The organism is Oryzisolibacter propanilivorax (assembly GCF_900103645.1).
GTDB lineage: Bacteria > Pseudomonadota > Gammaproteobacteria > Burkholderiales > Burkholderiaceae_C > Melaminivora > Melaminivora propanilivorax.
The window spans coordinates 169,094-191,280 of record NZ_FNHP01000004.1; the positions used below are offsets into that span (position 1 = coordinate 169,094).

25 protein-coding genes are annotated in these 22,187 nt (G+C 63.8%); 5 read left to right on the top strand and 20 right to left on the bottom strand.

The genetic code is table 11. The features are described from left to right. Positions 1-198: 198 nt before the first annotated feature. From BLQ61_RS08405 to BLQ61_RS17220, 13 genes are all read right to left on the bottom strand, one after another. The gene (locus BLQ61_RS08405) at positions 199-930 is read right to left on the bottom strand and encodes a class I SAM-dependent methyltransferase (protein WP_091568867.1); all 732 of its coding nucleotides are present in this window, start codon (positions 928-930) and stop codon (positions 199-201) included. A 168-nt stretch (positions 931-1,098) separates the two neighbouring features. Further along, positions 1,099-1,305: a VOC family protein gene (locus tag BLQ61_RS17460; RefSeq protein WP_217629392.1), complete on the bottom strand. Its 207-nt coding sequence runs from the start codon at positions 1,303-1,305 to the stop codon at positions 1,099-1,101. Between the two features lie 388 nt (positions 1,306-1,693). Further along, positions 1,694-1,981 carry a putative quinol monooxygenase gene (locus tag BLQ61_RS08415; RefSeq protein WP_091569119.1) on the bottom strand — a complete coding sequence of 96 codons (288 nt, stop codon included), beginning with the start codon at positions 1,979-1,981 and terminating at the stop codon, positions 1,694-1,696. 171 nt (positions 1,982-2,152) lie between these two features. Then, entirely contained in the window at positions 2,153-2,707 is a 555-nt protein-coding gene (locus BLQ61_RS17210) for a hypothetical protein (protein ID WP_139182732.1), read from the bottom strand. Between the two features lie 66 nt (positions 2,708-2,773). Then, complete coding sequence (locus BLQ61_RS08420) at positions 2,774-3,334, bottom strand: hypothetical protein (RefSeq protein ID WP_091568869.1); 561 nt, start codon at positions 3,332-3,334, stop codon at positions 2,774-2,776. Positions 3,335-3,401: 67 nt separating this feature from the next. Then, positions 3,402-3,905 (bottom strand): hypothetical protein, encoded by a 504-nt coding sequence (locus BLQ61_RS08425; protein ID WP_175488243.1) that lies wholly within the window; start codon positions 3,903-3,905, stop codon positions 3,402-3,404. A gap of 5 nt (positions 3,906-3,910) precedes the next feature. Next, positions 3,911-4,201 carry a DUF1010 domain-containing protein gene (locus tag BLQ61_RS08430; protein ID WP_139182733.1) on the bottom strand — a complete coding sequence of 97 codons (291 nt, stop codon included), beginning with the start codon at positions 4,199-4,201 and terminating at the stop codon, positions 3,911-3,913. An 80-nt stretch (positions 4,202-4,281) separates the two neighbouring features. Further along, complete coding sequence (locus BLQ61_RS17215) at positions 4,282-4,875, bottom strand: hypothetical protein (protein ID WP_139182734.1); 594 nt, start codon at positions 4,873-4,875, stop codon at positions 4,282-4,284. A 73-nt stretch (positions 4,876-4,948) separates the two neighbouring features. Continuing rightward, entirely contained in the window at positions 4,949-5,509 is a 561-nt protein-coding gene (locus tag BLQ61_RS08435) for a dihydrofolate reductase family protein (protein ID WP_091568871.1), read from the bottom strand. Between the two features lie 72 nt (positions 5,510-5,581). Further along, entirely contained in the window at positions 5,582-6,373 is a 792-nt protein-coding gene (locus BLQ61_RS08440) for an ornithine carbamoyltransferase (protein WP_091568872.1), read from the bottom strand. 18 nt (positions 6,374-6,391) lie between these two features. Next, complete coding sequence (locus BLQ61_RS08445; protein WP_245703924.1) at positions 6,392-6,610, bottom strand: DUF1010 domain-containing protein; 219 nt, start codon at positions 6,608-6,610, stop codon at positions 6,392-6,394. A gap of 822 nt (positions 6,611-7,432) precedes the next feature. Further along, positions 7,433-7,810: a Sec-independent protein translocase family protein gene (locus BLQ61_RS08450; RefSeq protein ID WP_091568876.1), complete on the bottom strand. Its 378-nt coding sequence runs from the start codon at positions 7,808-7,810 to the stop codon at positions 7,433-7,435. A 75-nt stretch (positions 7,811-7,885) separates the two neighbouring features. Beyond that, the gene (locus BLQ61_RS17220; protein WP_139182735.1) at positions 7,886-8,293 is read right to left on the bottom strand and encodes a hypothetical protein; all 408 of its coding nucleotides are present in this window, start codon (positions 8,291-8,293) and stop codon (positions 7,886-7,888) included. Positions 8,294-8,492: 199 nt separating this feature from the next. Between BLQ61_RS17220 and BLQ61_RS08455 the strand changes: the two genes are divergently transcribed. After that, entirely contained in the window at positions 8,493-9,449 is a 957-nt protein-coding gene (locus tag BLQ61_RS08455) for an integron integrase (RefSeq protein ID WP_217629393.1), read from the top strand. Positions 9,450-9,534: 85 nt separating this feature from the next. Here the strand turns inward: BLQ61_RS08455 and fabB are convergent, their stop codons facing one another. The 6 genes from fabB to BLQ61_RS08485 form a co-directional block, all read right to left on the bottom strand. Beyond that, a complete protein-coding gene (gene fabB, locus BLQ61_RS08460; protein ID WP_091568879.1) occupies positions 9,535-10,761 on the bottom strand; it encodes a beta-ketoacyl-ACP synthase I in 1,227 nt (408 codons plus the stop codon). Further along, positions 10,758-11,288 carry a bifunctional 3-hydroxydecanoyl-ACP dehydratase/trans-2-decenoyl-ACP isomerase gene (fabA, locus tag BLQ61_RS08465; protein WP_091568880.1) on the bottom strand — a complete coding sequence of 177 codons (531 nt, stop codon included), beginning with the start codon at positions 11,286-11,288 and terminating at the stop codon, positions 10,758-10,760. The genes fabB and fabA overlap by 4 nt, the downstream gene beginning before the upstream one ends. Before the next feature lie 203 nt (positions 11,289-11,491). Next, positions 11,492-13,084 carry an apolipoprotein N-acyltransferase gene (gene lnt, locus BLQ61_RS08470; protein WP_091568882.1) on the bottom strand — a complete coding sequence of 531 codons (1,593 nt, stop codon included), beginning with the start codon at positions 13,082-13,084 and terminating at the stop codon, positions 11,492-11,494. Beyond that, a complete protein-coding gene (locus BLQ61_RS08475; RefSeq protein WP_091568883.1) occupies positions 13,084-13,986 on the bottom strand; it encodes a CorC family transporter in 903 nt (300 codons plus the stop codon). Before BLQ61_RS08475 ends, lnt begins: the two co-directional genes overlap by 1 nt. A 93-nt stretch (positions 13,987-14,079) precedes the next feature. Then, positions 14,080-14,802: a GNAT family N-acetyltransferase gene (locus BLQ61_RS08480; protein WP_175488257.1), complete on the bottom strand. Its 723-nt coding sequence runs from the start codon at positions 14,800-14,802 to the stop codon at positions 14,080-14,082. Between the two features lie 318 nt (positions 14,803-15,120). Continuing rightward, positions 15,121-15,615 carry an Lrp/AsnC family transcriptional regulator gene (locus tag BLQ61_RS08485; RefSeq protein WP_091569125.1) on the bottom strand — a complete coding sequence of 165 codons (495 nt, stop codon included), beginning with the start codon at positions 15,613-15,615 and terminating at the stop codon, positions 15,121-15,123. Between the two features lie 208 nt (positions 15,616-15,823). Here BLQ61_RS08485 and hppD point away from each other — a divergent pair, with 208 nt between their 5' ends. Next, positions 15,824-16,942: a 4-hydroxyphenylpyruvate dioxygenase gene (gene hppD / locus BLQ61_RS08490; RefSeq protein WP_091568885.1), complete on the top strand. Its 1,119-nt coding sequence runs from the start codon at positions 15,824-15,826 to the stop codon at positions 16,940-16,942. 289 nt (positions 16,943-17,231) lie between these two features. Beyond that, the gene (gene phhA, locus BLQ61_RS08495; protein WP_091568887.1) at positions 17,232-18,059 is read left to right on the top strand and encodes a phenylalanine 4-monooxygenase; all 828 of its coding nucleotides are present in this window, start codon (positions 17,232-17,234) and stop codon (positions 18,057-18,059) included. A 245-nt stretch (positions 18,060-18,304) separates the two neighbouring features. Here the strand turns inward: phhA and BLQ61_RS08500 are convergent, their stop codons facing one another. Next, complete coding sequence (locus BLQ61_RS08500; protein WP_342672235.1) at positions 18,305-19,222, bottom strand: esterase/lipase family protein; 918 nt, start codon at positions 19,220-19,222, stop codon at positions 18,305-18,307. Positions 19,223-19,373: 151 nt separating this feature from the next. On the opposite strand from BLQ61_RS08500, the gene BLQ61_RS08505 reads away from it, so the two are divergent. Together BLQ61_RS08505 and BLQ61_RS08510 are read left to right on the top strand one after the other, a co-directional pair. Beyond that, positions 19,374-21,062: an AMP-binding protein gene (locus BLQ61_RS08505; RefSeq protein ID WP_091568888.1), complete on the top strand. Its 1,689-nt coding sequence runs from the start codon at positions 19,374-19,376 to the stop codon at positions 21,060-21,062. Then, entirely contained in the window at positions 21,052-21,990 is a 939-nt protein-coding gene (locus BLQ61_RS08510; protein WP_091568890.1) for an MBL fold metallo-hydrolase, read from the top strand. The genes BLQ61_RS08505 and BLQ61_RS08510 overlap by 11 nt, the downstream gene beginning before the upstream one ends. Positions 21,991-22,187: the final 197 nt, after the last annotated feature.

The following is a 22,187-nucleotide window of genomic DNA, read 5'->3' on the forward strand; positions in this document are numbered from 1 at the left end:
GGTGGAACGCGCTGATTGTGGTGCTGCCCGCGCGCGGACGCCGGGCAGGCAAGCAGCTACCCATCCGCCAGCCGGGTCGAAGGCGCTGCGGTCAGGCCTGGTGCGTTGCCACCCTAACCCGCCCTGCCGTGCATCCGCATGGGCCGGCAGCGGGGCCGCCCGCCCGTCACGGTGCCTGCCGGGCGCCGCGATGGCGGATCAATCCGCCAGACTGCCGCCCCAGCGGGACAGCCACCCATGGATCAGCCCCGCCTGGAAAAACGGCACCGGCGCGTCGAACCCACCCGCCTGGATGATGCCCGCCACCCGGCCGGGCGGCAGCACCGCCACGTCGGTGGCATAGGCCTTACGCATGCGCTCCATCGCCTCTGGCGACACATCCGCCGCCGCCATCATGTGCATCCACGCGCGCAGCAGCACCTCGTATGCGGGGGAGCGCACGTCGCACGCCAGATCGGTGCTGGCCAGAATGCCACCAGGCCGCAGCCGCTGGCCGATCTGGCGAAAGAAGCCCGAGCGCACGGCAGGATCGACCATGAACTGCGACACCAGAAAGCAGGTGGCAGCGTCGAACCCGTAGCCCTGCCCTGGGGCCGCTGTGGCGGGCGCCAGGGTGTCCAGATAGCCCTCGTGCAACACGCAGCGCTGCGCGAAGCCCTGGCGCTGCGCCAGATCGCGGCAGACCTGCAGCATGGCGCCGGACGGCTCGACCGCCGTGAAACGCCAGCCGGGATGCTGGTGCGCCAGATGTGCCAGCTCGGCACCCGTGCCCACGCCGACGCACAGGATGCGCGCATCGGCCGGCAATTCGGCAAAGGCCGCATCCAGCAGCAGATGCAGGCAGCTGCGGATGGGCTGCGTCTTGGCCCACTGCGTGTCGTAGCTGGCGGCCTGCTGGTCGAAAAGGGCCTTGATTTCGTTCTGGTTCATGCGGTGTCGTGTCGGCGTGTGGCGGCGGGCGGCGTCGCAACTGCAGCACCAGGCCTTGGGCGTGGCGTGCTCCCGGCTGCGCAGCCATGCGGCGACGGCAGTGCAGACGGTACAGCCAGCGCTGGCAGGTACGTTTGCGCGGACCTACCCGACCTGTTGTTCCACCCATCAGGCGGTGCCTCCATCATCCTGAAAACCGCCGCGCTTGTCCGCATCGTCCTTCTGCACCGGCTCCTGCATCCCGATTGCCCCTGCTTCGAGGGCACGGGCAGAGGTGGCATCGACGTCTGCGACATACACATGCACGTGGGCCGGCATCTCAGGCCACCCTTCGGTCGCGTCGGTGACCATTAAAACCGACTCGTCGATGCGCACCTCGCCGTGCGCGATTTTCCGTCATCGGCGTGGATGGTGCGCAAACGTGTCGCGCCAAACACCCTGATCAACAAATCGATGGCCGACTGCGCACCATTCACGGTAAGGTAGGGAGAAACAGCGTTGTAACCTTAAGGTTTGAAATGCATGAGAGGCTCCAAAAATTGACGTGACACCGAAAACGTCAGCGGGGCCGCACTGTGCACTGTGCGTCTACGCTTTATTGACGACCCTGAGCCCTGGTAGCGCCCTGGGCTCTGTGATACGCCACGGCATCGCTCGACAAAGGCCAAACGGCGGCAACGGGAGATATTCGACACAACAGGCCCGCGTCGGATTGCCGGATTGACCCTGTCGACGGAAGGTTCGGCCAGCACCTTGCGCATGGCTATGGGCTACCAAGACTATGGACATCTGTGGCGTTGACAGAAGCCAGAAGCTGGGCCTTGAAGAATGCCTGGGTGTGCGGCAGTTGCATGTGGGCCTTGAAGGCATCCTCATCGGCAAAATGCTCCAGAAGAACAAATTGTGCGTCGTTGGAAATGGCCTGAAGAAAGGTGAACTCAATGCAACCTGGCTCTTTGCGCGTAGCGGATTCAAGAACCTGTAGCGCGGCTCTCAATTCCGCTTCGCGCCCAGGTTTCGCCGCCAGGCGTGCAATCTTCTGAATGGGCATTTGGCTCTTTGACTCTGGCATCTTGTTTCCCAAGGGTTGATTGGTCTGGAAATAATGAAGATTGCAGGGGCTCGGCCTATCCGCCTTCTGGCAACGCACTGGAGGCAGGATTGCGCCTGCAAACGCCTGACCTAAGCCGTGCCGCAAAGCGGCATTGGCTTGAGCGAATTATTATACGTGGGTTTTGAGGTAACTCGCATAGAACGGTGACGCTCTCATCGGCTTTAGCGCCCAATGGTACTTGGCGCCACTGCGTTTGCCGATAACATAATCGAGCTTGTCTTGGCTGTAGTTGTGGTGCTGAAATCGCCGCCGCTCAAACTGTTTATTCCACAGCGGAGCGGAGCCGAAACGCTCGCCGAACCTGCGCAGAACTGCCGCTTCACAGTCTAGGTATGTAGTGGGCTGATTTCTTACTCGTGGCGTTGCTACACAAACTTGAAATTTAAAGTCACCCACTAGCTCTTCAAGCTTTCGAGCCCACTTCTTGTGCGATGCAATTCTGCTGCCGAAGCTACCCTCGCCCACATAGACGGCGGGAGATTCTCCATTTGGATAGCTAATAGCAAAATTTCCGGCGAGTCGAATGACATAGACCCTGCGCTCTAGATGCTTGGAGATCGCACCGTGTTCCACCAGCCTCGGCAGGAGTGTCTTGCCCCAAGTCTCGTCCGGAAGCCAGTCAACACAAGTCCAGACGAGCGGTACTGTCACGGTTGCCGGCATCTTTCCTCCACGTGTAACGAACAAAAGTAAGCCGCCCGCCGAAGGCGGGTCGGCTTGAGCGAAAGGTTAGGTATGTTGCATTGCTTGGCGAAACTTCCCGAGCTCTTCTACCCAGGCTTTACTAACTATGAGTAGCTGCATCGCAAGTTTTAAACAACATTCTGGCGTGAAGAAATAGTTATCTTCGCCAAGATCCTTGTTGATGTATTCAAGTATGTTGCCGTGACATAGATTATGTCGAACACGCACAATCTCTACATTTCTGATGTTTGGTTTGACGGACTCTAGTTTTTGAATGAAGTCGGTTTCTTCTGGGAAAGCAAGCTTATTTACTGGCAGTCCAGCAACTCGGGCGGCAACCAAAAGTCTATTGCTCAAAATTCTTGTTGGGTCAAGCTCTTCCACTGGTGCAGGTTTTTCAATCTGTGCCATTGTTACTCTTAAGGATGACTCAATTCCAATGATGAAGCTGGTGCATGCTGGGAGTATTAGGCCCTGCTTTAATGCTTCTGAGCCTTGAGAGAAGAACCAATGAACCTCCGCTCCCAAATGGTGCTTTAGAAAAAAGATTCGTTCTTCATGCTCTAACCTTACTTGCTCTAAATATTGCTGAAGATCTTCGTCCATATGCGCTCGCTGAAATACCTAACGTTGGAGTTGAGCGGCGCCGTCAGGCGTCCGCTTGAACGACGGGTTAGGCGCCATGCTGGGCAACCTGCGTAATGGCGCAAATGAGCGCCGCGTTTGCTTGCTCGAAGTTGCTGCGCTGGCCCTGAATTCCATAGGCCCACTTGACCCCGTGAAAGAGATTGTTTCTGAGGCGAAAAATCACGATAAGCAGGCAGCCGACAACATCAGCCGGATTGTTGTTCTCTCCGTTCAGGACCTGCCTCACCAGTTCCGGGCTGTCATTGCTTCTAAGATTCAAGCCCTCGAAATGCGCCGTGAAGGTGTCCTCGGCGAAGTACCGTTGCCGGAAGTAGGCCAGGCTATTCTGAAACTCGTTTACGTTTAGCCGACCCTGTGTGTGCCGTTCGTGGACAAGTGAAAGGATGGCGTTTGCAGACGCGCGAGTTTGCAAGGCCCTTGCTTCAAAGAGGCTCCAAAGAAGCGCGAAGTGAAAGATGGCCTGACGATCTTCCTCAGGTAACTCACGAAAGCCTGGCACTTGCTGCTCGAGCCACTCAATGGGATTCATAGCGCCTAACGAACGAGGTAAGCCGGCCGCCGAAGGCGGATCGGCTTGACTGACGGGTTAGACGCAGGTGCCAAAACGGGAGCCCCCAGCTTGACGACGCGCGCACACCGCGAAAAAGCATTGCGCCACGAAGGCGGCGCAATGCCTGATAAATGATAGCTACCAGCGCTTGCTGGGCAAGGGCTGGAGGCTAAAAAGACTTGAAACTGGCGCCATACCCACAGGCGAAGCCCTGCGAAACGACAAAACAGGCGCTGAATAACGCCTGAGAAGGTAAATGCCGTTTGCAAAACCATGGCTTGAATTAATCAGATTCCCTGCGGACTAACGAAAAAAGTAAGCGGCTGGCCGTAGGCCAGTCCGCTTGACTGACGGGTTAGGCTGAACTTTGCTTGCGCCGGGATGATTTTTTCGCAATGTACAAGCCAACCACAAGCAGGAAGAAAATGATCACGAATATATGCCCAATGGGATAGATGGCATAGTTCAACCAAGGAGAGGTGGGTATTGCTGTTGATAGTGCAATGAATGGAGATGCTACAACTGTCATGCCAGCAAATACGGATGCGGTTTCGGGTTTCGTTCGTGTGTAGTTATTTGGAATCAAAAGAATAAAGAGTCCAAATATGAACCATGCCGCAGCGGCGGCTAACGCCTTCTTAGTCCAGGGCAGGAGTTGATAGCTGACTGGCACACTGACGTCGGTCGCGCGGAGTTGCATTATTAATGACGACGCCAATGCGTGAAGTTCAGGATTTGTTTTTATTTCCTGCTTTGAGCTGGAGCTGGCCAGTTTTTCCAGAAGTACTACTTGCTTCTCTATGCGAGCCAACTTGAAGCTTTGCGTATAGATTTCAAATACCGACAGGCCGCCACCGGCAATCACAAGAAAAACTGCCAAGAAAACAAGCCTCCGCCAAGTGAATTGATCTATGAGCTTGTCAAAGAAACCGACTATTGGTTCGAGCATGGTTTCGGGTGTTGGTGACACTTAACGCTTGAGTTAAGCCGCGCCGCGAAGCGGCGTCGGCTTGAACGAATTGTTAGCCGCGCTGACGCCGATAGTGCATGGCGACTGCGCCGCAGCGGAACGGTTTCGCCGAGACCAAATCTAGCCGTCGTGTGCTCGGCAGCCCACTCTGGTACAGGGTCGGGCCGTGGCCGACGATCCTGGGTTGGACGAGGAACATGTACTCGTCGATTAGATCCAGCCGATCCAATTCTGTGGCGAGCTTGCCACTACCAAGGAGCACACCAGCCGGAGTCGCATCCTTTAATTTCTGTATCTCCGAGCGAAGGTCGCCGACGACGTGGCGAGTGTTGTTCCACCGATAGTCCTTTCGGGTCGATGAAACCACGTACTTCGGCTTGTTCTCTAGCTTGACTGCCCAGTCGCGGATCGCTGGCGATGCCTCCACGTCGCCTCGGGCGACTGTCGGCCAATAGCTTTCCATCATTTCGTAGGTAACGCGGCCCCACAACATCGCTCCACCTTCATTCATGAGGCGAGTGAAAAAGGCTGTTGTCTCGTCGTCGGCGATTCCCTCTTGGTGGTCGACGCAACCGTCGAGGGTGACATTAATGCTGAAAGTCAAAAGTCCCATGGCTGCGAATTCCTTGTAGCGGCTAACGACGAAATTCAGCCGCCGCCGTAGGCGGTCGGCTGGAATGCTGAGTTAGCCCTTTGCGTGCATAAGAATTGCCCGCTGGACAGACAACAGGACGCGCTTCTGCTCGTAGCCAACGAAGCCCTCGTAAGCAATGGGATCAAAGCCCACTTCCCTACCGATGGAAAACGGCGGCGTGGGCAAGAGCTTCGGATTACCAAGGCGTGCCAGATGTTCTCGCGTGAGCGACCAAGCCGAATCATTGAATTCGTTGGGCCAACCGTCAGTGACCAAGATATCGACAGTCTCGGTTGGGCCGGTATTGAAGACGACATTGCAATTTTCAGAATGAAACTCTGAGCTGCAGAAGTGCTGAATCTCGATGCCGAAGACCGATGCCAGTGCATGCCAGGATCGAAACACGTTGGTGGTCGGTCCCCAGAGACCAATCCTTACGCTCTCAATAGGCCGAATTTTGAAGTCGATGTAGTAGGCATCTGACAGAACCTCGCAAGGGTGGGCTGCGCGCGACATAGCGTTGATAACGGGTCGAGATGATGCTGCCGCGAACTCTTGCAGCCGCTCGTGGTTCGACTCGCGTACAACGTACATGGCGTAAAAGGGATCAAGGTAACCCGCCAAATCGCATGCCCGCTCACTTGTCTTCAAGAGATTGGGCAACTCGACATAGGCGAGACCGAGTTCTCGAAACGCTTCGATGAAGGTCGTACGCGTGCGAATGCCGTTGCCTTCGAACGACCATGCAACCGTGCCGGAGAGACTCCGAAGCGGCGCATTCGCAAGAGCCCATATCGCGCGGGTTTCGGCTGCTGAAAGATCAGTGACGTCGAGAAGATCCATAGAGGGCTAACGAACAAGCTAAGCAGCTCGCCGAAGGCGAGTCTGCTTGAGCGCAGAGTTAGAACCAGGTACCAGAACGGACAGCCCAAACCTGACGACGCGCCAAAACTGCGAAAAAGCAAAGCGCCACGGAAGCGGCGAAGTATTTACAAAACGATAGCTACCAGCGCAGGCTGCGCAAGCGCTGGAGGCCAAAAAGGCTTGAAACTGGCGCAGCCCAAAAAAGCGAAGCCCCACACTCAGCCCCCCAACGGATAAACGCTTGAGTAGCTAAATGCCGGCGAATGAAGCATGGCTTCAATATTGCGTATTTCTGAACAGGCTAAAGTCGGAGTTGACTACCACGCACCGGCAAGAAACGTTACCTCCTGTCGCCCTCAGCGAGAATAAACCGATTGCTCGCGCCTTCAATCACTTCCACTTCCCGGCGAAGCAATCCTCCTTGCGACGCTTTACCAACCGTCCAGTTAACTTGGGCCACCAATATCCACCGCCCCTGCGGCACCCCTTCGAAAGCAAAGTTTCCACTTGCATCGCATACCGCCGACCGCACAGCAGGGCCCGGAACGCGGCCACCTCCTGGAGGGACAGGGATCATCTGCCGACCCGATGCAAAAATATCGATCACTTCCCGAAAGTACTGAGAGTCCGGAAACAGTCCAGCTGTTGTTCCGGCGCACGTAACTACACCGCCACCTCTTTGGCGTAGAAGAGCTTGCCCCAAAACGGTGTTTGGCCCCACAGCGCGATAAGCATCATAATCCTCTGATACGTAAGGCGTCGCCGTCTGAGTCGGTGGCATTGGTGCACAGCCAACCAACGTAGCTGCTAGCACCACGATTGCCATTAGCATCGAACTATTCATCTTTTTTCCTTTCATTTGAATTCGCACCAGAATTTTAATTTGCGCATTCTAGGTAAGTGCGGCGGGGAACCGTAGCTTTGTACAGCACACCGGTATTACCACACGCGTCCAAAATTTGACCAGTGTGCTATTACAGTCTAACGCCCTGAGTTCAGCCGCCGCGTAGCGGTCGGCTGCGACGAATAGTTAGATATTTACTGTGCAATACCCAGTTTTAGCTGAGCAGTTCTGTTTACTTCTGGATTGTCATTGAGTTGCCAGCCTGATGTTAATAGACGAGTCATGTGCTGTTTGTTGTAAAGGTATGGCATGACTATTTGGAATATTCCAAATGTGCAGGCTGTTAAAATCAAGTGAAGAACGCCAACGCCAATTTCGCCGCGAATGATTGGTACTAACCATCCGAATAGGAGGTATGTCCAGCAATATCCGAAGCATCCCTTCTTTACCAGTCCGGAGGCGCCGTGCTTGACCAGAACTGATTTTTGTGGACCCATAATTGCGAAGCCAAGAATAACTGGCGCAAATATGATAAGAACTATCAACCAGTGCCAAATCGAAAAAGAACCCATTTATCACTCCTCTTTTTGAAAAAATCTAACGCTGGAGTTAAGCGGCGGCGGTACGCCGTCCGCTTGGACGAGTGGTTAGGCTTCTTGCGACCGTAGCTTGAGCCTTTGCCAGATTTGCCGCTCATAGTGAGCCGCAAGCCGACCGGATGCAAAGCGAAGAACAAAGAAGGCCAGAATTGTTGCGGCAACTGCCAGCCAAGGTGCATATGCAGCAAGCGGGCCGGTAAACACAATGGAAGAAGAATCTACGAAGAAGGATGACAGTTGGCCCGCGAAGGCAAACGTGATGAGGCCGCCGCCGAAAAGATAGTCGGCTTTTTGTGCAGCAAGGGCTTTGGGCAGATGAGGATTTGCGTCCCAGTACGTACCGGAAAGCTGCGCCATTGACTCGACGGACTGGCGGATGATTCCAATCGCGAAAAATATGGAGCCAACTACGCCGACGCAGGACGCAATAAGCTGAATTAGCGACGCAAGTGTCATGGAAGCCTAACTAGAATTAGACGAACCTCAAAGTTCGTTTTGGTGAACGATAACAACGGACTCGACCCGCAGTCCTCCTCGTAAACACGGTCTTGCCAACCATTTAGGCAAACCTAAAAATTTGCGGATGGTTGCCGACACTGCCACATCGTCTGAAACTTCGGGTTCATCCGTCCAGGCACCCAAGCTCCTGGACCGTATGCGTACCCACCTGCGTACGCGTCACTACAGCATTCGCACTGAGCAGGCATACCTGGACTGGGCGCGACGTTTCATCTTGTATCACAACAAGCGCCATCCACAGGAGATGGGTGCGTCCGAAGTGGAAGCGTTTTTGAGCTACCTTGCGGTAGATCGACAGGTATCGGCATCCACGCAGAACCAGGCCAAGGCGGCGATCCTGTATCTCTACAAGCAGGTTTTGGCGATCGATCTGCCCTGGCTGGACGAGGTGGTGCAAGCGAAACGACCGCAGCGGCTCCCGGTCGTGCTGACGCCCAGCGAGGTGCGCGCGATGCTGATGCACATGGATAACGGGACGATGGGCCTGATCGCCCGTTTGCTCTACGGCACCGGCATGCGATTAATGGAAGCACTGCGCCTGCGCGTGAAAGATGTGGAATTCACGCGGCGCGAGATCATCATTCGCGAAGGAAAGGGCGGCAAGGACCGGGTGACGGTTCTGCCCGAAAATCTAGTCGAGCCCATGCAGGCGCAACTGCGCAAGGCACAAGCACTGCATCAGAAAGACTTGGCCGCCGGGTTGGGCCGCGTACACCTGCCGCATGCACTGGCCGTGAAATATCCGAATGCCGACAAAGCCTGGGCCTGGCAGTGGGTGTTTCCGTCGCCGGTGCGCTCCATGGACCCGCGTCCGGATGCACGCACAGGCGAGCTGCTAGAGCGGCGTCACCATGTTTATCCCGAATCGGTGCAGCGCGCAGTGCGTGAAGCGTCGAAACTGGCGCAGATCGATAAACCCGTGTCACCGCATGTGCTGCGCCATTCGTTTGCCACGCATTGGCTTCAGGCAGGCTATGACATTCGCACGGTGCAGGAATTGCTGGGCCACGCCGACGTCAGCACGACCATGATTTACACGCACGTGTTGAACAAGGGCGGGCGCGGCATTCTGAGTCCGCTGGACGCGTTATAGAAAATGCCTGGAATGCGGGGCATGAAAAAAGCCGCTTCTTGCGGAAGCGGCTTTTCAGGTGCAAAGGCAAGAGAGGAACGAAGACTCAGGCCCCATCCCAGCGGCGCAGCACCAGCGAGGCGTTCGTGCCGCCAAAGCCGAAACTGTTGCTCAGCACCTGCGTCAATTGGGCATCGCGCGTCTTTGTCACCAGCGGCATGTCGCCCAACTCCGGGTCGGGCGTGTCCACATTCACGGACCCGGCGATAAAGCCCTTCTGCAGCATGATCAGGCAGTAAATCGCCTCCTGCACGCCGGTGGCGCCCAGCGAATGCCCGGTCAGCGACTTGGTCGAGGAAAACGGCGGCACGGCATCGCCGAACACCTGGCGCATGGCGCGCACTTCCTGCATGTCGCCCACGGGGGTCGAGGTGCCGTGGGTGTTGATGTAGTCGATGGGCCCATCCAGCCCCTCCATGGCCTGGCGCATGCAGGCCACGGCGCCGTCGCCCGAGGGGGCGACCATGTCCTCGCCGTCGCTGGTGGCGCCAAAGCCCACCACCTCGGCCAGGATGGTCGCGCCTCTTCCTACAGCGTGCTCCAGGCTCTCCAGCACCACCGCGCCGCCGCCGCCGGCAATCACAAAGCCGTCGCGGTTAGCGTCATACGCGCGCGAGGCTTTCTCGGGCGTGGCGTTGTACTTAGCAGACATGGCGCCCATGCCGTCGAACAGCAGCGCCATGCCCCAGGACATTTCCTCGCCGCCGCCGGCCAGCATCACGTCCTGCATGCCCCAGGCGATCTGCTGCGCCGCGGCGCCGATGCAGTGTGCCGACGTGGAGCAGGCCGAGGTGATGGAGTAGTTGATGCCTTTGACCTTGAAGTTGGTCGCCAGGCAGGCCGAGACGGTGGAACTCATGCAGCGCGTGACCTGGTACGGCCCGACGCGGCGGATGCCCTTCTCGCGCAGGGTGTCGGCGGCCTGGATCTGGTTCTCGGGCGAGCCGCCGCCCGAGCCCATGATCAGGCCGGTGCGCGGGTGGCTGACTTGGTTTGGCGTCAGGCCGGACTGGGCAATGGCGTCTTCCAGGGCGATCTGCGCGTAGGCGGCGGCATCGCCCATGAAGCGCAGTTGCTTGCGGTCGATGCGCGACTCCAGGTCGATCTCGGGCGTGCCGCCGACCTGGCTGCGCATGCCCAGCTCGGTGAATTTCGGCACGGCGCGGATGCCCGAGCGGCCTTCGCGCAGGGATTGCTCCACCTGGCCCAGGTCGTTGCCGATGCACGAGACGATGCCCGCGCCCGTGATCACCACACGCTTCTTGCTGCTCATGTGCCTGCCGCCTCCTGGCCCTTGGCGCCCTCGCGCAGGAACAGGCCCACGCGCAGGTCATTGGCCACGTAGATTTCCTTGCCGTCGGCCAGCAGGCGGGCGTCGCCGATGGCCATGTTCAGCTTGCGCTTGATGACGCGCTTGATGTCGATCTCATAGGTCACCAGTTTGACGTCCGGGCCGACCTCGCCGGTGAACTTGACCTCGCCGGCTCCCAGAGCGCGGCCCCGGCCCGGCAGGCGCAGCCAGGTCAGGTAGAAGCCGATCAGCTGCCACATGGCGTCCAGCCCCAGGCAGCCAGGCATGACCGGGTCGCCCTGGAAGTGGCATTCAAAGAACCACAGCCCCGGCTTCACGTCCAGCTCGGCCACGATCTTGCCCAGGCCATGCGCGCCGCCGTCGCTGTCGATGTGCGTGATGCGGTCGAACATCAGCATGGGGGGCAGGGGCAGGCGCCCGCTGTCCGGCGTGAACAACCGGCCCTCGCCCGAGGCGATCAGTTGGTCGTACGAGAAGGATTCAGCCATTGTGTGAGGGTGGAATTCTTGTGGAAAGGGTCTGCCCGGTGATGACCGGCGTGCAAAAGAAGAAGGGGCAAAGGTGCTAGGCGTTGCCGCGCTGCCGAATAAATCTTATCCCCCTGAAAGGGGGCCATTATCCAAGGTCGGGGCCGCTTGACCGCCGTTCAAGGTCAAGCCACGGGCGCATCGCGCTGCAGGACGGGGCCGCATCACAGGCGCGCCCGCCTGCCGCGCCAGGCCATCAGCAGCGCCAGCGCCAGGCCGCCCAGCCACAGCGGCGCCAGCCCCAGCCGGCCGGACCACCAGGCATACGGCGTGACCGGGCCGCTGCGGCCCTGCACCTCGGCGCGCAGCACGCCGCGCGTGTGCGGCGCCAGCCGGTCGGTGACACGGCCGCGATGGTCGATGACGGCAGTCGCGCCAGTGTTGGTGGCGCGCAGCATGGGGCGCTCCAGCTCCAGCGCGCGCAGCCGGCTGATGGCCAGGTGCTGGTCGATGGCAATGCTGTCGCCGAACCAGCCGATGTTGCTGGCGTTGACCAGCACCGTCGGCGCCTGCGCCGGGTCGGTGAAGCGCGCGGCCAGCTCCTCGCCGAACAGGTCTTCGTAGCAGATGTTGGGCGCCAGGCGCTGGCCGGCGAAGGCCAGCGACGGCTGCCCCACCCCGCCGCGCGCGAAGTCGCCCAGGGGGATGTTCAGCATTTCGGTGAACCAGCGGAACAGCGGCGGGATGAACTCGCCGAACGGCACCAGGTGGTGCTTGTCGTAGCGGTAGGGCTGCGCCTGCCCGGGCGCGAAACCCAGCACCGAATTGGTATAGCCCGCCTCCAGGCTGCCCATGGGCATGCCCAGCAGCAGCGCCTGGACAGAGTCACCACTACCCTCGCGGTAGCGGCGCGTGACGCTGTCCAGGTAGCCGGGGGTCAGCTGGCTGGGCAGCAGCGGGATGGCGGTCTCGGGCGCCACCACCAGCTGGGCGTCTGCGGCGCGCAGCTGCTCGCCGTACCAGGCCAGCGCCAGCGGCACGCCGCTGCCGGGCTGGAATTTCTCGTCCTGCGGGATGTTGCCCTGCAGCAGCGCCAGCGACAGCGGCGCGCCGGCGTCGTGCCCTGCGTCCTTCACCGCCGCCTGGCGCTGCACGGCCAGCAGGCCCCAGGCGACGGCGATGGCCACCACGCCGGCCCACCAGCGCAGGCTGCGCAGGTCGCGCACGCGCCACTGCGCCAGGCCCAACGCGGCGAGCGCAGCGGCAAAGCCGATGCCGTACACGCCGACGCTGCGCGCCAGCACCGCCAGCGGCCCGTCCACATGCGCGTAGCCGCCGGCGCCCCACGGAAAGCCGGTCCACCACTGCCCACGCGCCAGTTCGGCCAGCAGCCACAGCGCTGCAAAAAGCATAGCTGCATGCCAGCGCCCCATAGGGGCCACAGCCCGAAAACAGGCACAGGCCACGGCGTAGTAGCTGCCCAGGAAGGCGGCCAGCCCCAGCACCGCCAGCGCCGCCAGCGGCGCGGCCAGCCCGCCGTAGGTGTGCATGGAGATGAACAGCCACCAGAAGGTGCCGCACAGCCAGGCGGTGGCGAACAGCCAGCCCAGCAGGCCGGCGCGCCATGCGCCGGCACGCCCGGCGGGCAGCGCCAGCAGCAGCCGCGCCAGCAGCGCCAGCGAGGCGATCTGCAGCCACCACAGCGGCCGGCCGCTGCCGGGCAGCGCCAGCGACGCGGCCTGCGCCAGCCCGGCACCTGCGGCCAGCAGCCAGGGCGCCGCGCCGCGCGGCGCGTGCAGTGAGGGGGGCGGCAGCATCAGCTGGCGGCGGGTGCGGCGCTGCCGTCCGGCTCGCCGTCGGCCGGGGCCACCTTGAACCAGCGCACGGCGCCTCCCTTGGTGTGCAGCACGACGAATTTCAGCCCGCCCAGCACCAGGCATTCACCCTTGTGCGGCACGCGGCCCAGCTCGTGCGCGATCAGCCCGCCGATGGTGTCGAACTCTTCCTCGGGGTCGCTGCCTTCCAGCCGGGTGTCGAAGGCCTCGGCGACGCGCTCGATGGGCGTGTGGCCGCTGACGCGCCAGGTGCCGTCGGCCAGGGCGAAGATGTCGCCCTCGTCCTCGGCAATGTCGAACTCGTCCTCGATCTCGCCGACGATCTGCTCGATCACGTCCTCGAAGGTGACCAGGCCGGCGGTGCGGCCGAACTCGTCGATGACGATGGCCAGGTGGTTGCGCGTGCCGCGGAACTCGCGCACCAGCTCGTGCAGGCCCTTGCTCTCGGGCACGAACAGCGCCGGGCGCACCAGCGCGCGCAGGCTCAGCTCCGGCGAGCGCCAGCGCTTGAGCAGGTCCTTGGCCAGCAGGATGCCGATGATGTTGTCGCGCGAGCCCTGGTAGACCGGAAAGCGCGAGTGCGCGGTCTGGATGACCTGGTGCATCAGCGTGTCCACCGGCGCGTCGATGTCCAGCATGTCCATGCGCGAGGGCGCCACCAGCACGTCGGCGGCGGTCATCTCGGCCATGCGCAGCACGCGCTCGAGCATCACGCGCGCGTCGGCGTTGATGACCTCGTTGTCCTCGGCCTCGGCCAGGGTGGCGATCAGCTCGTCGGTGGAGTCCGGGCCAGGACGGATGAATTCGATCAGGCGCTGCAGGAAGGAGCGCTTGTCCTCGCTGCCTTCGGAGGCAGGCGCGCGCGCAGGATGCGGGTCGGACACGGAATGCGGGTGCAGGGGCGTGCAATGGGTTGAGACAGCCGCCAAGGATAGCGGATGCGCGCGCGCCGCCCCGCGCGCCAGCAGCAGCGGCTGCTACTCGGCCGCGCGGTGGCGGCCGTCCTGCACGCCGCGGCGGATCTCCTGCACGTCGGACAGCAGGCTCCAGAACTGGCGCGCCTGCTTTTTCAGGCGGTAGTCCACCTCGCCGAACTGCTCGGCCATCAGCTTGGACATGTGCGTGTCGAAGCCGGCCGGGGGCAGCTGCAGCCAGGCCTCGGACTCGGGGCCGTCGCGGCGCACGCTGGCGCCGGCGTTGCGCGCGATGCGCAGCATGGCGGTGTTCTCGGACAGGGCGTGGATGAACATCATGCTCACTCCGCGGTGCCGCGCCAGCAGGATGGCGCGGTCGAACAGCCGCGCGCCGAAGCCGCGCCCGCGCGCCTTGCCGGCCACCGAGACGCCGAACTCGGCGCACTCGCCCAGGTCGCGCATGGCGCTGAAGGCCACGTGCGCCATGGCGATCAGCTCCAGCTTGCGGTTGAAGATGCCCAGCAGCGCGTCGCGCTCGAAGTTCAGCAGCTCCACGTAGCGCTGTACCTGCGCATCGCTGGCCGGGTAGCCGAAGCGCAGATAACGGTCGCGCTCGGACAGGCCCAGCAGGTGCTCGGCGATGCGGGCGCGGTGCTGCGGGCCCAGGGCGCGGATCGGCACCATCACGGAATTCATGGCAGAACCTCGGCCCGGCTGCCGGCGCAGGCGCGAACGTTCCGCACCGGCAGGAAGAAAGGCGTGAAGCAGGGACTGGGGAGCGGGCATGGCGGCCATTCTAGGGTTTTCCCTAGGAATGTGCCGACCGTTTGCTGCAATGCAACAAATACGGCAGGGCTTATGGCCGAGATTTCAAGCGAAAAACCGCTCAAACCCTGAAGAAATATACGCTACTAGCTATCAAAAAATGAGCTTTCTTTCACTGCCAGGGTTCGCTCTCACCCTACCACCTGCTCCGGGCGCGCCCTAGGCCAGGGCAGCCGCGCAAGGGCCGCCCCGCCGCGCTGCGCTAGCGCCCCCTGCCCGCATTGCGCAGCAATGCGAGAGCGGGGGGAAGGCGCGCAGCGCCTCAGGGGGGTGTCCCTGCTAAACCGGCAACGCCGTCGTCGCCTTCACCCGGTCCAGCACGAAGCTGGTCTTGCAGTCCTGCACGCTGGGGTGCTTGAGCAGCGTGTCCATGATGAAGCGGCTGTAGTGCGCCATGTCGGCCACCACCACGCGCAGCAGATAGTCCATCTCGCCGGTCAGCGCCGCGCACTCGACCACCTCGGGCCAGGTCTGCACGCTGGCACGGAACTGGTCCATGGGGTTGCGCTTGTGGCTTTCGGTGGCTTTCTCCAGGCGCACGTTCAGGTAGGCTGTCAGGCCCAGGCCGATGCGCTCGGGCAGCACCAGCGCCACGTAGCGCTCGATCACTCCGGCGTCCTCCAGCCGGCGCACGCGGCGCAGCACGGCGCTGGGCGACAGGCCGATCTGCTCGCCGATGGCGTCGTAGGTGTCGCGGCCGTTGTCCTGCAGCCGCTGCAGGATGGCGCGGTCCAGCTTGTCCAGAAGCGGGGGGGTGGGGTCGCTGCGCTGCATGGCGGCAAATTCTAGGCATGCGCCGCGCCAGCGCCGTGCGGGCATACCCTGGCGCCAAAAGCGCGCGCGATATGGCAGACAGGCACAAGATTCCTGCGCGGATCGCGGCAAATGCCCTGCGCTTCGCGCGAATCCTTTTCGCTTCTGGTCCTACAGTGGGTGGCTTGATCCAGCGCAATAAAGCGCGATAAATCCAGGAGACCTGCCCATGACCGCCGCCCTTCCCGCCCATGCCACCCGCGACGCCGACGCCTGGGACAACCCCATGGGCCTGTGCGGCTTCGAGTTCATCGAGTTCGCCGCGCCCCAGGCCGGCGTGCTGGAGCGGGTCTTCGAGCGCCTGGGCTTCACGGAAGTGGCGCGCCACCGCTCCAAGGACGTGGTGCTGTACCGCCAGAACCAGATCAACTTCATCCTGAACCGTGAGCCCAAAAGCCACGCCGCGTACTTCGCCGCCGAGCACGGCCCGTCGGCCTGCGGCATGGCGTTTCGGGTGCGCGACGCGCACCGTGCCTACCACCGCGCGCTGGAGCTGGGCGCGCAGCCCATCGACATCCCGACCGGCCCGATGGAGCTGCGCCTGCCGGCGATCAAGGGCATCGGCGGCGCACCGCTCTATCTGATCGACCGCTTCGAGGACGGCCGCTCGATCTACGACATCGACTTCGAGTGGCTGCCCGGCGTGCCGCAGCGCCCCGCCGGCCACGGCTTGAACGAGATCGACCACCTGACGCACAACGTGTATCGCGGGCGCATGGGCTTCTGGGCGAACTTCTACGAGCGCCTGTTCAACTTCCGCGAGATCCGCTACTTCGACATCCAGGGCGAATACACCGGCCTGACCAGCAAGGCCATGACCGCGCCGGACGGGCGCATCCGCATCCCGCTGAACGAGGAAGCCAAGCAGGGCGGCGGGCAGATCGAGGAATTCCTGATGCAGTTCAACGGCGAGGGCATCCAGCACATCGCGCTGATCTGCGACAGCCTGACCGAGGTGGTGGACCGCCTGGGCCTGGCCGGCGTGCCGCTGGCCAGCGCGCCGAACGACATCTACTACGAAATGCTGGAGACCCGCCTGCCCGGCCACGGCCAGCCGGTGCCCGAACTGCAGTCGCGCGGCATCCTGCTGGACGGCACCACCGAGGACGGCACGCCGCGCCTGCTGCTGCAAATTTTCTCCACGCCGATGCTGGGGCCGGTGTTCTTCGAGTTCATCGAGCGCCGCGGGGATTTTCGCGACGGCTTCGGCGAGGGCAATTTCAAGGCGCTGTTCGAGTCGCTGGAGCGCGATCAGGTGCGGCGCGGGGTCTTGAACGCAACCCCCTGAGACGCCTGCGGCGTCTTCCCCCTTCTCTGGCGCGCTGCGCGCTGGGAAGGGGGACTCACCTGGCGGCCTGGCGGAGCCAGATCCGCGGGTGCCCTGGCGGGGTGGCGCCGGTGCCGGGGCGAGTGCCAGTGGCGGGCCGATGCTGGCGCTGGACTGAGGCAGTATCGATGCCGGTGCCGGTGCCGGTGCCGGGGCGGATGCGGGTGGCGCTGCCATTGCTGGCATCAATGCCAGTGCCGGTGCAGACCGTGCAGCAGCGGTCGGGAAGAGACAAAAAAGGAGACTTGCCATGGCCGTCGAACCTGTCGTTTATGGCGCCAGCGAGCGTCCGCCGCGTGGCGACTACAGTCGCGCCCGCGACGACTACACCTGCGCGCAGGACTGGTCCGCCTACACGGCCCAGGACCACGACACCTACCACCGGCTGTACGAGCGCCAGAGCGCGCAGCTGCCGGGCCTGGCCAGCCAGGCGTTCATCGACGCGCTGCCGTCGCTGGGCGCCAAGGAGCGCATTCCGCGCTTCGACGACGTGAACGAGCGCCTGACACGAGCCACCGGCTGGCAGCTGGTGGCGGTGCCGGGGCTGATCCCCGAAGTGCCGTTCTTCCAGCTGCTGGCCGAGCGCAAGTTCCCGGTCACCGACTGGATCCGGCAGCCCGAGGAGTTCGACTACATCGTCGAGCCGGACGTGTTCCACGACCTGTTCGGCCATGTGCCGCTGCTGTTCAACCCGGTGTTCGCCGACTACGTGCAGCGCTACGGCGAGGGCGGGCTCAAAGCTGCGCGCCTGGGCGCGTGCGAGATGCTGTCGCGCCTGTACTGGTACACCATCGAGTTCGGTTTGATCCGCGAGGACGGGGCCTTGCGGGCCTATGGCGCGGGCATCCTGAGTTCGGCCGGCGAGCTGCCCTACGCCGTGCGCAGCCCTGAGCCGCGCCGGCTGCCGCTGGAGCTGCTGCGCACCATGCGCACGCGTTACAAGATCGACAGCTACCAGCAGACCTATTTCGTCATCGACAGCTTCCAGCAGCTGTTCGACCTGACGGCGCAGGACTTCGCGCCGCTGTACGCGCAGCTGCAGGGGCTGCCGGAGTTCGCGGCGGATGGGCGGGATTGAAGCTGGGCGCGGGCAGGCTGGATCGGCCGGCAGCCTGGCGGCGGTCAGCTGGTCAGCTTGAACGAGTCGGTCAGGCGGCTCCCCATGCCTGACGCCTGCCATGGAACCTGCGGCTGACGCCCCGCCGCCCGTTCGCCCTCGCCCCCGCCAGGGGGAGAGGGAGGGGTGAGAGGCCGCCCCACCCCGAAAATTCAAGCCAAATCCACCCCCAGCCCATATTCCACAACGGCCTCCAGCTACGTTTTTCATAGCTCCAGCAGTCCCAGGGTGTGCTGCACCACCCGCTTGTCGAACGCCAGCTCGACATGCGCCGGCGCCTCCAGCCGGTGCTCCTCAGCCCCCTCCAGCCGCGCGGCCGTATCCGGGTAGACCACGTTGTCACACCCCGAGCGCCAGCACACGAACAGGCGCCGCCGCGCCGGCGGCTCGTCCTGCGCCAGTTGGCACAGCCAGGGGCTGTCCAGGCGCATCTGCATACCACTGGGGCCCTGCGCGTGCCGCGCCGCCCAAGTGCCGCGGTGCGGCGTGCCGATGGTGACCACGCGGTGCACGCGCGCCTGCGCATCCGGCATGGCACGCAGCCAGGCGCGCACCGCCAGCCCACCCATGCTGTGCGCCAGCACCAGCGGCGGCTGGCCGGTGGCCTCGGCCATGCAGCGCACGGCGGCGTCGATCGCCGCCGCGTAGCCGTCGATGCTGCCGAAGGCGGGCTCCAGCGTCATGACCACGTGCGGGTGGCCACGCGCGCGCAGCAGGCGCTGCCAGGGCTGCCAGAAGCCCCGGTTGCACAGGAAGCCGTGCACCAGCACCACGCCGCGCGCGCCGCTGCCCGGCGTGCCCGGCGCGGGCAGCCAGTCGGGCACGGCCTGCGCGCGAAACGGCTGCCACCAGCCGAACACGCGTGCCGCCCAGGCGGCCTCGGCCCACCAGGCGCGCGCCAGCGCGGCCGCGCCCGGCGGCGCTTCGCCGGCCTGGCGGCGCACCCGCGCCATGACCAGGAACTGCGGCAGCATGCACAGCCGCGAGGCCAGCGGCACCAGCAGCCAACCGGCCGCCGCCAGCCAGGGCGAAAGGCGCCAGGCCCAGGCCATCCACAGCGCCAGTAGCACGAAATGCCACGCCACCAGCCAGCGCTGCCAGCGGGCGTTGCTGATTTGCTTCATCCCCATCCTCCCTTGCTTGAACATGACGGCGCGCTGCAGTCACCCGCGCGACCGGCGCACATCGGGCAAGCCCGGTGGCCCGCGCCGGCGCGGCCTCCCACAATCGGCGGTCATTTTGTGCAACCTGCGCTTTCCGAAGGAACACTGGCATATGGCTTCCCGCATCTGGCTTGAGCATTACCCGCCCGGCGTGCCGCACGACGTGGACGCCGACCAGTACGGCTCGGTCGCGCAGCTGCTGGAAGAATCCTTCGCGCGCCACGCCGAGCGGCCGTTTTCCGTGTGCATGGGCCGCTGGATGACCTACGGCGAGCTGGACCGGCTGTCGGCGCAGCTGGGCGCCTGGCTGCAGGGCCTGGGCCTGCCGCCGGGCGCGCGCGTGGCCCTCATGCTGCCCAACGTGCCGCAGTTCGCGGTGACCATGGCGGCGGTGCTGCGCGCCGGCTACACCTGCGTCAACGTCAATCCGCTGTATACCGCGCGCGAGCTGGAGCACCAGCTCCAGGACTCGGGCGCGCAGGCCATCGTCATCCTGGAGAACTTCGCCCACGTGCTGGCGCAGATCGTCGACCAGACCGCTGTGCGGCACGTGGCGCTGGCCTCCATCGGCGACCTGATGGGCCCGGTGCGCGGGCGCTGGCTGAGCTTTGCCGTGCGCCACCTGGCCAAGATGGTGCCGGCCTACGAGATCCCGCTGACCGGCGGGCGCCAGGTGCTGCGCTTTCCCCAGGCGCTGGCGGCGGGCAGCGGGCGCACGCTGCAGCGCGTGCCCGTTGCCAGCGACAGCCCGGCCTTTTTGCAGTACACCGGCGGCACCACCGGCCTGGCCAAGGGCGCGGTGCTAACGCAGCGCAACATCGTCGCCGCCACGCTGCAGGCCGAGGCCTGGTTCGCGCCGGCGCTCGCGCGCATCGGCGACACGGCGCGCATCAACAGCATCGCCGCGCTGCCGCTGTACCACATCTTCGCGCTCACCCTGTGCCTGCTGGCCATCCGCCAGGGCTCGCACATGACGCTGATCCCGAACCCGCGCGACATCCCGAAGTTCGTCAAGACGCTGGCCGAGCGCCCCTTCCACCTGCTGCCGGCGGTGAACACGCTGTTCAACGCGCTGCTGGCCAACCCGCAGTTCCGCCAGCTGGATTTCTCCAGCCTGTGCGCGTCGCAGGCCGGCGGCATGGCCGCCAGCGCGGCCACGGCCGAGCAGTGGCAGCAGGTCACCGGCAGTACCATGATCGAGGGCTGGGGCATGAGCGAGACCTGCGCCATCGGCACCAACAACCCAGTGAACAACACGCACTTCACCGGCTCCATCGGCCTGCCGCTGCCGGGCATCGACATCGCCATCAAGGACGACGCCGGCGCCGACGTGCCGCTGGGCCAGCCGGGCGAGCTGTGCATCCGCGGGCCCAACGTCACGCCCGGCTACTGGCAGCAGCCCGAGGAGAACGCGCGCGCCTTCACCGCCGACGGCTTCCTGCGCACCGGCGACGTGGCGGTGATGGACGAGCGCGGCTACAGCCGCATCGTGGACCGCAAGAAGGACATGATCCTGGTCAGCGGCTTCAACGTGTTTCCCAACGAGGTCGAGCAGGTCATCGCCCGCTGCCCCGGCGTGCTGGAGTGCGCCGCTGTCGGCGTGCCCGACGCCAGCCAGGGCGAGGCCATCAAGGTCTTCATCGTGAAAAGCGACCCGCAGCTGACAGAGGACACCGTGCACCGCTGGTGCCACGAGCAGCTGACCGGCTACAAGCGCCCGCGCCACATCGAGTTCCGGGACGAGCTGCCCAAGACCAACGTCGGCAAGATCCTGCGCCGCGCGCTGCGCGATGGCGCCTGACGCCGCGCCGCTCCTGGCCCTGCCGCCCGGCGTCAGCGTGCTCGAGCGCGGCTGGCTGTCGGCCAACAACATCCTGTTCGAAGACGCGGGCGAAGGCGCCGCGCTGGTCGACAGCGGCTACTGCGCGCACGCCGCGCAGACCGTGGCGCTGGTCGAATCCAGCCTGGACGATGCGCCGCTGGCGCGCCTGCTCAACACCCACCTGCACAGCGACCACTGCGGCGGCAACGCCGCGCTGCAGGCGCGCTGGCCGCAAGTGCGCACGCTGGTGCCGCCGGGCCACATCGCCCAGGTGCGCGCTTGGGACGCCGAGGCGCTGGGCTACGTACCCACCGGCCAGGAATGCCCGCGCTTTCGCGCCGACGGCGTGCTGGCGCCGGGCGGCAGCGTGCCGCTGGCCGGGCGGCCGTGGCAGGTGCACGCCGCGCCGGGGCACGACCCACACGCGGTGCTGCTGTTCGAGCCCGTGTCGGGCGTGCTGATCGCCGGCGATGCGCTGTGGGAGAACGGCTTCGGCGTGGTCTTCCCGGAGCTGTCGGGCGACGGCGGCTTCGCCGAGGTGGCGGACACGCTGGACCTGATCGAGACGCTGGCGCCGCGCCTGGTCATCCCCGGCCACGGCGGCGTGTTCGATGACGTGCCCGCTGCCCTTGCGCGCGCACGCCAGCGGCTGGCGGCGTTCGTGGCCGAGCCGCGCCGGCATGCGCGTTACGCCGCCAAGGTGCTGCTGAAATACAAGCTGCTGGAATGGCAGCGCCTGCCCGAGGCCGACGCCCGGGCCTGGCTGCGGGCCACGCCCTACATGCAGCTGCTGCACCGCACGCATTTCGCGCAGCAGACGCTGGACGACTGGGCGCACGCGCTGGCCCAGGAACTGACGGACGGCGGTGCGGCACGGCGTGAGGACGGCTGGTTGATCAACGTCTGAACCATCGGACGCGGCTCGGGCGTCGCGGAAAAGCGACAACCGGGCGGCCGCAGGCGCGCTGTCAGGGAGGTCCGACGAGAAAACACGCCATTTTTCCCTGCCGGCAAGCGAACGATATTGATTCTCAACAATAATCGCGCTGATACACGCCATCTGTCCCGAGGTCCCACGGACCTCTTTTCTTTTGTGTTGACCCG